The organism is Mailhella massiliensis (assembly GCF_020741395.1).
GTDB lineage: Bacteria > Desulfobacterota > Desulfovibrionia > Desulfovibrionales > Desulfovibrionaceae > Mailhella > Mailhella massiliensis_A.
The window spans coordinates 1-11,840 of sequence record NZ_DYZA01000132.1 but is presented as its reverse complement, the minus strand read 5'-3'; the positions used below and the strand labels follow the sequence as shown (position 1 = coordinate 11,840).

The window sequence follows — 11,840 nt, the reverse complement described above, 5'->3', positions numbered from 1 at the left end:
GTATGATATGCCATAGTGTCGGGCGTTGTCATTTTTTGTGCAAAGTGGGAGCGGAACCGCTTCATTTCTTGGAGAAAAATTCTCCCGGCTTTGACAAAGAATGAAAAACGGGATACCTAGAAACATGATTCTACTCCCAATAATTCAGGAGCGCAGAACTTTGGGGGCTTAGAATTGCATATCGGCAAGCGGTCCCTTTTTACAGCTTCGGTTGGAGGTTCCCGGAATGATCAATATCGACATCACCCTCCTGATTCAGGTGGTGAATTTCCTGGTCGCGCTCGCGATCATAAATTACCTGATCATTCGCCCGGTGCGGGGCGCCATGGCCCGCCGCCGCGCGCAGAATGACGTGCTGAGAGGCGACGCCGATACCCTTGAGGGCGAGGCCGGCCTCAAGCTGGACGGGTACAACGCCCGCATTGCGGAGGCGCGCGCGGAAATGTCCGCCCTGCGCAAGAGCATGAAGGCCGCTGCGGAAGAGGCGGCCCAGGCCAGGCTGAACGAAGCCGGCGACGAGGCCCGCTCCATACACCGCGCCGCTGCCGGGCGCATCCAGGAGGAAGGAGCGGAAGCCAGGCGCGAGCTTGACGCAAAAGTGGGCGATTTTGTTCAGGTCGCCCTGAAGTCCATGCTCGGATAGTCATCGCAAAGGAGAACGGCGTGCAAAAAATCTATGGTATGACGGCGGCCTGCGCTCTGGTTCTGGCAACGTGCCAGATAGCCTGTGCGAGCGACGGTCATTCCCTGCCCTGGGGCGATTTTCTGCTCCGCGTGATCAACGGCGCCATATTCGTGGGCATCATCTGGTACGCGGCGAGCAAGATCATCAGAAAGTTTTTCACAGACCGCCGCGAAGGGATTGTCCGGGAGATGGACGACCTGGCCAGGCGCAAGGCGGAAGCGGAAGCGAATCTGGCGGAGGTGGAACGCCGGATAGCCGACGTGGACGCAGAATGTACGAAGCTCCTTGAAGAAGGCCGCGCTCAGGCCGAACGCATCAGAGCTTCCATTCTGGCCGAAGCAGAGAAGGAGGCCGCCCACATTGTGGAGCAGGCAGTCCTTGCCGCGGAACAGGAAGGCAAGGCCGAGCTTGAAGCCATTCGCGAACGCATGGCGGAAACCATCGTTGCGGAAGTGGAGAAAAGTCTTCTCGGCGGGCTGGATGCCAAAACGCATCAGAAACTGATCGACAAATCGTTGACCAAGGTGGTGCTGCAGTGATCGGCAATGTCGTTTCCCGGCGCTATGCCGCAGCTCTCTTTTCCCTGGGGAAGGAAGCGGGCATAGCGGAATTGGAACGCTATGGAGCGTCTCTTAGTGCCCTGGGCGAGGCGGTGGAAAAGACTCCCCGGCTGGCGGAAGCCTTCCGCAACCCCGTCCTCTCCACGGAAGAGAAGAAGAAAGTGGCGCTGTCCCTGCTGGATGTGGCGGGCGGCGGCGCTGTGGAACAGCGTTTCTGTGCGCTTCTGGCCGACAAGGGCCGGCTGTCGCTCATTCCCGCCATTGCGGCGGATTTTTCGGCCATGCTGGACGAGGAGCGCGGCATTTCACGCGGCGTCGTCACCACGGCCGTTGAGCTGGATGAAGAGCGCAGGAACAGCATCAGAACGAAGTTGGAATCGCAGACAGAGCGCAAGCTTGAGCTTGACTACGTCGTGGACCCGGCAATCATCGGAGGCGTTGTCTTCCGCGTGGGGGACAAGGTGTACGACGCGAGCCTGCGCGCGCAGCTCGACAACCTCAGGGAATCCATCAAGAGGGGTGAGTAGGCCATGCACATCAAGGCTGAAGAGATCGGAAAGATCATCGAGGAGCAGATCCGCAACTACGACCAGCACGTGGAAATGAGCGAGACTGGCACCGTCATGTATGTGGGCGACGGCATCGCCCGCGTGTACGGCGTGCGGAATGCCATGTCCATGGAACTGCTGGAGTTTCCCGGCGGGCTCATGGGCATGGTGCTCAACCTCGAAGAAGACAACGTCGGTGTCGCGCTGCTCGGCGACGATACCGAGATCAAGGAAGGCGATCCCGTCAGGCGTACCGGCCGGATTTTCTCCGTGCCCGTAGGTTCCGCCGTGGCGGGTCGCGTGCTGAACCCCCTGGGCCAGCCTCTGGACGGCCTGGGACCGGTGGAAAGCACGGAAATCCGTCCCGTGGAGCTTAAAGCTCCCGGCATCATGCAGCGCAAGAGCGTGCACGAGCCCATGGTCACGGGCATCAAGGCCATTGACGCCATTACGCCCATCGGCCGCGGACAGCGCGAGCTCATCATCGGCGACCGCCAGGTGGGCAAGACGGCTATCTGCGTGGACGCAATCCTTGCCCAGAAGGGCACGGGCGTGCACTGCTTCTATGTGGCCATAGGCCAGAAGAAATCCACGGTGGCCCTGGTGGCGGAGACGCTGCGCCAGCACGGCGCCATGGAATACACCACCATCATCTCCGCTTCCGCCTCGGAGTCCGCGCCGTTGCAGTACATCGCGGCCTATTCCGGCTGCACCATGGCGGAGTTCTACCGCGACAACGGCGAACACGCCCTCATTATCTACGACGACCTTTCCAAGCAGGCCGTGGCCTATCGCCAGATGTCCCTGCTGCTCCGTCGTCCTCCGGGACGTGAAGCCTTCCCCGGCGACGTGTTCTACCTGCACTCCCGCCTGCTGGAACGCGCGGCCAAGCTCAGCGATGATCTCGGCGCGGGTTCCCTGACGGCCCTGCCCGTCATTGAAACGCAGGCCGGCGACGTTTCCGCCTACATTCCTACCAACGTGATTTCCATCACCGACGGTCAGGTATTCCTGGAAACGAACCTGTTCAACGCCGGTATCCGCCCGGCAATCAACGTGGGTATCTCCGTATCCCGCGTGGGCGGCGCGGCGCAGATCAAGGCCATGAAGCAGGTGGCCGGTTCTCTCCGTCTCGACCTCGCCCATTACCGCGAAATGGCGGCCTTCGCCCAGTTCGGTTCCGACCTGGACAAGGACACCAAGGCCATTCTCGACCGCGGCGCCCGCATGACGGAACTGCTCAAGCAGCCTCAGTATCATCCCATGCCCACGGAAGAGCAGGTGGCCTCCATCTTCTCCGCTTCCCGCGGCTTCCTGGATGATATCGAGGTGAAGGACGTGCTTCCCTTTGAAGCCGGCCTGCTGGAGATGCTTCGCACCGAGCAGCCCGATATCCTCGCCGATATCCGCGATCGCAAGAAGCTGGATGAAGATCTCGAAGCCCGTCTTTCCGCGGCCATCAAAGAGTTCAAGGTATCCTTCAAGGCGCGGGGGTAACTCATGCCTTCGTTGAAAGATGTAAAACTCCAGATAGCTGGCGTCGGCAAGACCAAGCAGATCACGAGGGCCATGGGCATGGTCGCCTCGGCGAAGCTGCGCGGCGCCCAGAACCGCATCGAGCGTTTCCGCCCCTACGCGGAAAAGTTCGGCGAGATGCTGGGCGACCTTGCCGCCAGAACGGAAGAGGCGGCCCATCCGCTGCTTCAGGTTCACAAGAAGGTCTCTTCGGCGGTGATCATCCTGCTCACTTCCGACAGGGGCCTGTGCGGGGGCTTCAACGTCAATCTGATATCGACGGCGCTTGAGCTGGCCCGGGCCCGGGCCGGCGAAGGCCTTGCCGTCCGGTTCATCTGCGTGGGCCGCAAGGGCCGTGACGCGGTGCGGAAGACCGAGTTCGAGACCATAGAATCGTACGGCGACGTCATGGGTTCCTTCGATTTCCGTCTGGCGGTCCGGCTGGGCGGGAAGGTGGCGCAGCTTTATGAAAGCGGCGAGGCCGACGAAGTGTATCTCGTGTACAGCCAGTTCGCGGGCATGACCCGTCAGATACCCACGACCATGGCGCTTCTGCCCGTGATCTCCTCCGCAAAAGGCGGAGATGAGGAAGCCCCGGCCGCGGAGTGCCTGTATGAGCCCGAAGTCGGAACGCTGCTTGCGGAACTCTTGCCCCGCTATGTGAATGTTCAGATCTATCGCGGACTTCTCGACAACTCCGCCAGTGAGAACGCAGCGCGCATGGCCTCCATGGACAACGCCACGCGCAACTGCGACGAACTGACCAATTCTCTGACGCTTCTTTACAACAAGACCCGTCAGGCTGCCATCACCAACGAACTCATCGATATCGTTGGCGGCGCAAATGCGCAGCAAAGCCAGTAGGAGCACTAGGGCATGACAGCAAACAAAGGCCATATTGTACAGGTCATCGGCGCTGTTGTGGACGTGGCTTTCCCGGAAGGGAAGCTGCCGAACATCCTCAACGCGCTTGAGATCAATAATGTCAACAACCCCAACGCCACGGATCTTGTCTGCGAAGTGGCCCAGCACCTCGGCAACAACGTGGTGCGCACCATCGCCATGGACAGCACCGACGGCCTGGTTCGCGGCATGGAAGCGGTGGACACCGGCAAGCCCATCATGACGCCTGTGGGCAAGGCTGCTATCGGCCGCATCCTGAACGTGGTGGGCAAGCCTGTGGACGGCCTCGGCCCCATTGAGACGGACAAGTACTTCCCCATCCATCGTCCTGCCCCGGCGTTCACCGACCTGAACACCAAGGTGGAACTTCTGGAAACCGGCATCAAGGTCGTGGACCTGCTCATTCCCTTCCCCAAGGGCGGCAAGATCGGCCTCTTCGGCGGCGCAGGCGTGGGCAAGACCGTTATCCTCATGGAGATGATCAACAACATCGCCAAGCAGCACGGCGGCAACTCCGTGTTCGCGGGCGTAGGCGAGCGCACCCGTGAGGGCAACGACCTCTACGGTGAACTCAAGGAAGCCGGGGTTCTGGAGCGCGCCGTGCTTGTCTACGGCCAGATGAACGAGCCCCCGGGAGCCCGTGCCCGCGTGGCCCTCACCGCCCTTGCCTGCGCCGAGTACTTCCGCGATGAAGAACATCAGGACGTGCTGCTCTTCATCGACAACATCTTCCGCTTCACCCAGGCCGGTTCAGAAGTGTCTGCGCTTCTGGGCCGCATGCCTTCGGCCGTGGGCTATCAGCCCACCCTGGGCACCGACCTCGGCGGCCTCCAGGAACGCATCACTTCCACCTCCGCAGGTTCCATCACCTCCGTGCAGGCCGTGTACGTTCCCGCCGACGACCTTACCGACCCGGCTCCCGCCACCACCTTCGCCCACCTGGACGGCACGCTGGTGCTCAACCGTTCCATTGCCGAGCTGGGCATCTACCCGGCCGTGGATCCGCTTGACTCCACCTCCCGCATCCTCGACCCGAACGTGGTCGGCACGGAACACTATTCCGTGGCCCGCCGTGTCCAGCAGGTGCTGCAGAAGTACAAGGATCTCCAGGATATCATCGCCATCCTCGGTATGGACGAACTTTCCGACGAGGACAAGATGACTGTGGCCCGCGCCCGCCGCATCCAGCGCTTCCTTTCCCAGCCCTTCCATGTGGCGGAAGTGTTCTCCGGTATTCCCGGCGTGTATGTGAAACTGGAAGACACCATCAAGGGCTTCAAGGGGCTGCTTGAAGGCGAATACGACTATCTCTCCGAGACGGACGTGTTCAACGTGGGCAGCATCGACATGGCCATTGAAAAGTACAACAAGCGTCAGCAGGCATAAGAGGAGACCGCTATGGAAGGTCTTCGTCTTGATATCGTCACTCCCGACAAGGTCGTGCTTCAGGAAGAAGTGGACTATGTGGGCGCAAGCGGTGTGGACGGCGAATTCGGCGTCATGCCCGGCCATGCGGCCATGCTTTCCGCATTGAGGATCGGTGACCTGTACTACCGTAAGGGAGGCGTCACAGGCTGGGTTTTCGTATCCGGCGGCTTTGCCCAGGTCGCGGACAACAAGGTGACCATTCTGGCGGAAGCCGCCGAACTGGCCGCCGACATAGACGTGGACAGGGCGGAGCAGGCCAAGGCCCGCGCGGAAGCGCGCCTTGCCGATCCGCAGCCCGATACGGACGTGACCCGCGCCGAACTGGCCCTTGCGAGGGCCATAGAGCGCATCCGAATCGCCAGGCGCTGAAAAAGATCCCTTGCGCCGCGGCCCGTCGTTTTTCCGGCAGGGCGCGGCCGTGGGGCTCTGTGTGAATTGTGGGGGCATCCCGGAAGGGATGCCCCTTTTGCGTCTCCGGGCAGGACCTGTGTTCCCTGCCGGGAGGCTCCCGATTTCAGGAGCCCCCGGGGAACCTGGGAGCCGGTCGGCAGGGAAGTTTGTGCAGGCGTCCGGAAGGGGGATTTCCTCCTGCCCGGCAGCGCCGGGCCCCGGCCATACCGGGGAGCTTTTTTCCTCAACGGAACGGCTTTTTTTATTCTTTTTTCGTTCTTCCTTGCGGCGCAGGCAGTCCTCGTGTAGAGCAGAAGAAGAGTCTTTCTGGGATGAGCCTGCCTGCATTTTGCCGGGAGGCGTGTCTGCGGGAGTGTTTTCCCCATGCAGGAGAGTATGATGCGCGGAAAGTCCTTTTTTTCTTTTGTCGTGGCCGTGGCCGTCCTTTTTTCCTCCGTCGGAATCCTGGAAGCCAGAGCACCTGAGGTGGTTTCGGTGGACATGCAGCGCCTCATGGTGGAATCCACGCCGGGGAAGCAGGCCGAGGAGCACCTCAAAAAAGTGCAGCAGGTGCTCCAGAAGGGCTTTGAAGACCTGAAGAAGGCCCATGCGAAAGAGGCCGAGGCGGAAAGGAACAGGATCTACGCCCAGGGCCTTGCCGTGCTGAACCGGCAGATGGACGTGGAGCGTCAGGCCGCCATGCGCGCGGTGCAGGACGTGGTGGTGGAGGAAGTGGAGAAGTGGCGGAAAAAGAACGGCGTATTGCTGGTCGTTTCCCGGAGCATGGTGATTGCCGGAGACTGGGACAAGGCCGATTACACCAACGCCATCCTTTCTCAGGTGAACAGGCGCAAGGTGAAATTTGCCGACCTGCCCACCGTCACCATTAATAAAGATAATAAAGAAGAAAAGAAAAAGGGCAGGCGCTGACGGCCCTCCCGGCAGGGGAAAGCGGGGCCCGGGCGTCCGCCCGGCTTTCCGCGGTGCAGGCCTCAGGGCCTGCGCGGAACGCTCCGGCAGAGGCCGCGGCCTTTCCTTTGCCCTTTGCAGGCAGGAAGCCGGGCTTCCCCGCACCCGCGGGCTTTTCCGGGGCGGCTGCCCTGTTCTTCAGGCCCGCCTGAAGAGGGCGGAAAACATCGGAAACGTCATTGAGGAGCAGTTATGTCTGAAGAGCAGAAAATCGGCCTGCATGTGGAGTCGGCAGGCATCCGTACCTCCTATGCCAACGCCTTTCAGGTGCGCTACGGGGAAGGGGAATTTTTTCTGAACTGCGGGGTAAGCCGCATGGAACCTTCGTCCGACGCGGCGCTTGCCGGCAATCTGGTGGTGGAAATGCAGGACCGCATAGCCATGACGCCGCAGGGCGCGAAGCGCCTGGCCGCCACGCTTATCCGCACCCTTCAGGAATATGAAGGGCGCTTCGGCCCCATTGAGCCTTTTTCGGCGGAGAGAAAAAGCGAAGAATCCTGACGGCGCAGGCGGAGCTTCCTCCCCCGCGCCGGGCAAGGATCCGGGGGCGGCGCTTTTTCTTGTGCATGGCATCCTCCCGGAATTGCCTTCAAGGTACGACAAGCTTGGGGCTTTGCTCAACGGGAATGGCTGCATGATATTGTGCGGCGCGCTTTCCGGGGCCTGCGCGCCGCGGGAAAGACGCCCGGGGGCGGCGCCCTGTCACATGAGCGTCTTCTTTCTTCATGAAGAAATCATCATGCCTTCACAGATGCGACACGGGCTTCGGCCATAGTGCCCGCATGGAAAACAACTTGTGGAGGAATATGATGAAGATAACCGCAATAGCCCCGCTGTGCCTCGGCATGGCGCTTTTTTCGGCCACGGCGCAGGGCGCGCCCGCAATCTACCCCGTGGACACCGCCCGCTTCCTGGGCGGCGCGAAGTTCGACTTCAAGGTGGAATTCGACAGGGAGATAAGCGCCTCCGAGGCGGACGTGCGCATCAACGGCAAAAGTGCGGCCGACGTGTTCGGGGCAAAGCCCGAGTTCATTAAAAACGAGGAAGGCAAGGGCTCGGCCGTTATTCTGCGCAACGTGACCCTGAAGCCCGGCAAGTACACCGTGAGCGCGAAAGACGGCAGGGAGGAGGCCCGGGCCGGGTGGGACGTGTACGGCACGCCGGATACGCCGAAGGCGAAGAACGTGATCCTGCTCATTGCGGACGGCCTGAGCATGGGCCACCGGACGGGCGCCCGCCTGCTCTCCAAGGGCGTGACCAACGGCATGTACAACGGGTATCTCTCCATGGATACGCTGCCCCATACCGGCATGCTCGGTACCTGCAGCGTGGATTCCATCGCCGCAGACTCGGCCAACACCGCTTCCGCCTACATGACGGGCCACAAGTCCAGCGTGAACGCCATAGGCGTGTATGCCGACCGCACCAAGGACCCCTTTGACGACCCGCGCCAGGAGACCATAGCCGAGCTTCTGCGCCGCAAGACGAAGAAGTCCATAGGCATCGTCTCCGATGCGGAAATTGAGGATGCCACCCCTGCCGCTGTGGTCTCCCACACGCGCAAGCGTTCGGAAAAGGCTGCCATTGTGGGCATGTTCGCCGATATCCGCCCTGAAGTGCTCATCGGCGGCGGTTCCGCCTATTTCCTGCCCCGCACGGTGCCCGGCTCCAAGCGCAAGGACGAGAAGGACTATGTGGAAGACTTCCGCAAGGCGGGCTACAGCCTCGCCACCACGCGCACCGAGCTTCTGGAGGTGATGGAAAAGACGCCCGACCGGCTGCTCGGCCTCTTCCATACCGGCAACCTCGACGGCGCGCTGGACAGAAAGCAGCTCAAGAAGGGCACGGTATCCAAGTTCCCGGACCAGCCCGACCTCACGGACTCCATGGACGCCGCCCTCAAGGTGCTCTCCAAAAATCCCGAAGGCTTCTTCCTCATGCTGGAAGCGGGGCTCGTGGACAAGTATTCGCATCCGCTGGACTGGGAGCGCGCCATTTACGACACCATCATGTTCGACAAGGTGGTGGCCAAGGCCCAGGCATTCTGCGACGCCAACCCCGACACGCTTCTCATCGTCACCGGCGACCACACCCATGCCCTCAGCATCATCGGCACCGTGGACGACACCCTGCCCGGCGAGCTCATGCGCGACAAGGTGGGCATCTACGCGGCCGCCGGTTATCCCGACTACAAGGATGCCGACGGCGACGGCTACCCCGACGACGTGAATGTGAAAAAGCGCCTCGCCGCCTTCATCGGCAACTACCCGGATCATTACGAAACTTACCGCCCCAAGGTCGACGGCCCCTTTGTCCCTGCGGTGAAGGATGAGAACGGCCACTACATCGCCAACGCGGCCTACAAGGACATTCCCGGGGCGCAGTTCGTGCCCGGCAACCTTCCCCGCACGGAATCCACCGGCGTGCACGCCATAGACGACCTTGTGGTGGGTGCGAGAGGCCCCAATGCCGAACAGATACGCGGCTTCATGAACAGCACGGAAATTTTCCGCATCATGGCCGAGGCCCTGGCCCTCGGCAGGTAGGCGGCAGGGCGGGGGAATTCGCTCCGCCTCTCCGGACAGGGCGTCCCGCATGGGCGGGGCGCCCGCACGAGTCTTTTTTCCACGGGAAGCGACATGAAAATCTGGCTGACTCTCCTGCTTTGCCTTCTGCTCGGCGCGCCGGGCGCACAGGCCGGGGCGGACAAACGCCTGAACTTCGACGAACTTTACAGCGGGGGCGGGGCGCTCGGCCTGCGCTTTTCCGACAAGGTGCTCTCCCTGAAGGGGGAGCGCGTGATCATCCGCGGCTTCATGGCCCCGCCGCTGAAGGCGGACGCGGATTTCTTCGTCCTCACCCGGGAGCCCGTGGCCCTGTGCCCCTTCTGCCAGTCCGATGCGGACTGGCCGGACAACATCCTGGTGGTCTACCTCTCCGAAAAGCAGCGCTTCGTGCAGAACAACGCGGTCATAGAGGTGGAGGGGATGCTGGAAGTCGGCTCCTGGACGGATGAGGATACCGGCTTCGTGAGCCAGATGCGCCTGAGAGACGCCACCTTCCATACCCTGTGAGGCAAGCATGGACAACGCCCTTACCCTGAAGAATGTCCGCTACAGCGTGAAGGACGGCAAAGGCACGCGCCTTGTGCTGGATATCCCGGAATTTCATCTTCCCGGCGGCACGCTGGCGGGCCTGTACGGCGATTCCGGCTCCGGCAAGACAACCCTGCTCCATCTCCTTTGCGGGCTTGTGCTGCCCGACAGGGAAAAAGGCTGTGAGATCCGCTGGGGCAGGGAGGAGCTTTCGTCCATGCCCGAGAGGGAAAGGGACGTGTGGCGCGGGCGGCATGTGGGCATGATTTTTCAGGATTTTCAGCTTTTTCCCCGGCTTTCGGCCCTGGAGAACGTGCTTTTGCCCGTCACCTTCCGCCGTTTCGGCGTGCCGGAGGATATTCTGATCCGGGCGCACAGCCTCCTGCGGCGGCTCGGCATACGCAATCTCGGGGCGGCGGCGGGCGTGTTTTCCCGTGGGGAGCAGCAGCGCGTGGCCATGGCGCGGGCCGTGCTGCTCCGGCCTTCGGTGCTTCTGGCCGACGAGCCCACGGCCAGCCTGGACAGGGGCAACGCGCAGCTTGTTACCGATGAGATGGTGGATCTGGCCCGCTCGGAAGGCTGCACCCTTCTTGTGGTGACGCATGAGCGGGCCATGCACGGCAGGATGGATCAGCGCTTTTTTCTGGAGCGCGGCCGCCTTTTCCCCGTGCAGGAAGGCGAACTCAAGGTCAAATGACTTCCGCATCCCGCGAAAAAGCGACGCTTCCGGGAAGGGGCGGCGCGGCGCAGGGCTTTTTCATGGAGTTCTGGAGCGTTATGAATCCTTTTCTTTTCCTTCGCGGCGAATTCCGCCGCTCCTGGGGCGGTGCGCTGGCCCTTGCCCTGGTGCTGGCCCTTGCCGGGAGCCTCAGCCCCGCCGTATCCCTCATGGAGCGCGCCATACGCTCCGGCATGGCCTCTTCCGCCGACGCCTTCGACCTTGTGGTGGGGGCGAAGGGCAGCGCCGTGGATCTGGTGCTCGGCACGGTGTATCTCCGGCCGGAAGCCCTTTCCCTGCTGCCTGCGGGCACGCTTGAGGAAGTGAAGGCCCACGGCGGCATCCGCTGGGCCGCGCCGCTGGCCTTCGGCGACCGCTGGCGTAATTACCCCATCGCGGGTACTTCCTCCGAGCTGGTCAACCTGGGCGGTAGAAGGCCCCTTGCCTCCGGCCGTATGTTCCTCACCCCCGGCGAGGCCGTGGTAGGGGCGGGCGTGCCCCTCAAGGAGGGGGACAGCTTCATGCCGAGCCACGGCAGTGTGGCCGAGGCGGCGCTCGACGAGGGCGGCTCCTCCCATGCCCATGATCATCCCTTCCGTGTGGTGGGGAAAATGCCCGCCACCGGCACCCCCTGGGACAGGGCCATTGTCGTGCCCATAGAGGCTTTGTGGAAGATGCACGGCGCGGGAGAGGGCCGCTGTTCCGCCGTGGTGGTCAAGCCCGTCACCGTGGCCGACGCCTACCGCCTGCGCGCGGCTCTGAACGGCCGGGATACGCAGGCTGTTTTTTCCGGCGAAGTGCTCACCCGGCTTTTCGGCACGCTGGAAGAGGTGCAGCGCGTCATGCTCATGCTCACCTTCGCCGCGCAGGCGGCCGCCCTTGCCGCGGCGCTGGTTTCGGGCTTCTTTGCCGTGGCCATGCGCGTGAAGTCCCTGGCCCTTCTGCGCGCTCTCGGCGCTTCCCATGCCTTTCTTGCCGTGAGCGTGTGGCTCATGGTCTCGGGCGTCATGCTTGCGGGCTGCCTGCTCG

13 protein-coding genes are annotated in these 11,840 nt (G+C 62.4%); all 13 read left to right on the top strand.

Annotation, left to right across the window (positions count from 1 at the left end; all coding sequences use genetic code 11):
- The first annotated feature begins 226 nt into the window (after positions 1-226).
- The gene (locus K8W16_RS06675) at positions 227-643 is read left to right on the top strand and encodes an ATP synthase F0 subunit B (protein WP_304122311.1); all 417 of its coding nucleotides are present in this window, start codon (positions 227-229) and stop codon (positions 641-643) included.
- A gap of 20 nt (positions 644-663) precedes the next feature.
- The gene (locus K8W16_RS06670; RefSeq protein WP_304122310.1) at positions 664-1,224 is read left to right on the top strand and encodes an ATP synthase F0 subunit B; all 561 of its coding nucleotides are present in this window, start codon (positions 664-666) and stop codon (positions 1,222-1,224) included.
- Positions 1,221-1,772, top strand: coding sequence for an ATP synthase F1 subunit delta (atpH, locus tag K8W16_RS06665; RefSeq protein ID WP_304122308.1), 552 nt, complete (start codon positions 1,221-1,223; stop codon positions 1,770-1,772). The genes K8W16_RS06670 and atpH overlap by 4 nt, the downstream gene beginning before the upstream one ends.
- 3 nt (positions 1,773-1,775) lie before the next feature.
- Positions 1,776-3,290, top strand: coding sequence for a F0F1 ATP synthase subunit alpha (gene atpA / locus K8W16_RS06660; protein ID WP_304122306.1), 1,515 nt, complete (start codon positions 1,776-1,778; stop codon positions 3,288-3,290).
- 3 nt (positions 3,291-3,293) lie between these two features.
- Positions 3,294-4,172: a F0F1 ATP synthase subunit gamma gene (locus K8W16_RS06655; RefSeq protein WP_304122304.1), complete on the top strand. Its 879-nt coding sequence runs from the start codon at positions 3,294-3,296 to the stop codon at positions 4,170-4,172.
- Positions 4,173-4,184: 12 nt separating this feature from the next.
- Positions 4,185-5,597 (top strand): F0F1 ATP synthase subunit beta, encoded by a 1,413-nt coding sequence (gene atpD / locus K8W16_RS06650; RefSeq protein WP_304122302.1) that lies wholly within the window; start codon positions 4,185-4,187, stop codon positions 5,595-5,597.
- A gap of 12 nt (positions 5,598-5,609) precedes the next feature.
- Entirely contained in the window at positions 5,610-6,008 is a 399-nt protein-coding gene (locus tag K8W16_RS06645) for a F0F1 ATP synthase subunit epsilon (protein WP_304122300.1), read from the top strand.
- 417 nt (positions 6,009-6,425) lie between these two features.
- Positions 6,426-6,959, top strand: a complete 534-nt coding sequence (locus tag K8W16_RS06640) for a hypothetical protein (RefSeq protein ID WP_304122299.1) — start codon at positions 6,426-6,428, stop codon at positions 6,957-6,959.
- A gap of 231 nt (positions 6,960-7,190) precedes the next feature.
- Positions 7,191-7,499, top strand: a complete 309-nt coding sequence (locus K8W16_RS06635; protein WP_304122297.1) for a DUF3467 domain-containing protein — start codon at positions 7,191-7,193, stop codon at positions 7,497-7,499.
- Between the two features lie 305 nt (positions 7,500-7,804).
- The gene (locus tag K8W16_RS06630) at positions 7,805-9,544 is read left to right on the top strand and encodes an alkaline phosphatase (RefSeq protein ID WP_304122295.1); all 1,740 of its coding nucleotides are present in this window, start codon (positions 7,805-7,807) and stop codon (positions 9,542-9,544) included.
- Positions 9,545-9,637: 93 nt separating this feature from the next.
- Positions 9,638-10,072 (top strand): hypothetical protein, encoded by a 435-nt coding sequence (locus tag K8W16_RS06625; RefSeq protein WP_304122293.1) that lies wholly within the window; start codon positions 9,638-9,640, stop codon positions 10,070-10,072.
- A 7-nt stretch (positions 10,073-10,079) separates the two neighbouring features.
- Positions 10,080-10,790 (top strand): ABC transporter ATP-binding protein, encoded by a 711-nt coding sequence (locus K8W16_RS06620; RefSeq protein WP_304122291.1) that lies wholly within the window; start codon positions 10,080-10,082, stop codon positions 10,788-10,790.
- 80 nt (positions 10,791-10,870) lie between these two features.
- The coding region (locus K8W16_RS06615; protein WP_304122290.1) for an ABC transporter permease at positions 10,871-11,840 on the top strand (970 nt) is incomplete at its 3' end.

What these genes read in the sequence shown, in the direction of transcription:
- K8W16_RS06675 (WP_304122311.1), top strand. Translation starts at nt 227, where the DNA reads ATGATCAATATCGACATCACCCTCCTGATTCAGGTGGTGAATTTCCTG.
- atpA (WP_304122306.1), top strand. Translation starts at nt 1,776, where the DNA reads ATGCACATCAAGGCTGAAGAGATCGGAAAGATCATCGAGGAGCAGATC.
- K8W16_RS06655 (WP_304122304.1), top strand. Translation starts at nt 3,294, where the DNA reads ATGCCTTCGTTGAAAGATGTAAAACTCCAGATAGCTGGCGTCGGCAAG.
- atpD (WP_304122302.1), top strand. Translation starts at nt 4,185, where the DNA reads ATGACAGCAAACAAAGGCCATATTGTACAGGTCATCGGCGCTGTTGTG.
- K8W16_RS06645 (WP_304122300.1), top strand. Translation starts at nt 5,610, where the DNA reads ATGGAAGGTCTTCGTCTTGATATCGTCACTCCCGACAAGGTCGTGCTT.
- K8W16_RS06640 (WP_304122299.1), top strand. Translation starts at nt 6,426, where the DNA reads ATGATGCGCGGAAAGTCCTTTTTTTCTTTTGTCGTGGCCGTGGCCGTC.
- K8W16_RS06635 (WP_304122297.1), top strand. Translation starts at nt 7,191, where the DNA reads ATGTCTGAAGAGCAGAAAATCGGCCTGCATGTGGAGTCGGCAGGCATC.
- K8W16_RS06630 (WP_304122295.1), top strand. Translation starts at nt 7,805, where the DNA reads ATGATGAAGATAACCGCAATAGCCCCGCTGTGCCTCGGCATGGCGCTT.
- K8W16_RS06625 (WP_304122293.1), top strand. Translation starts at nt 9,638, where the DNA reads ATGAAAATCTGGCTGACTCTCCTGCTTTGCCTTCTGCTCGGCGCGCCG.
- K8W16_RS06620 (WP_304122291.1), top strand. Translation starts at nt 10,080, where the DNA reads ATGGACAACGCCCTTACCCTGAAGAATGTCCGCTACAGCGTGAAGGAC.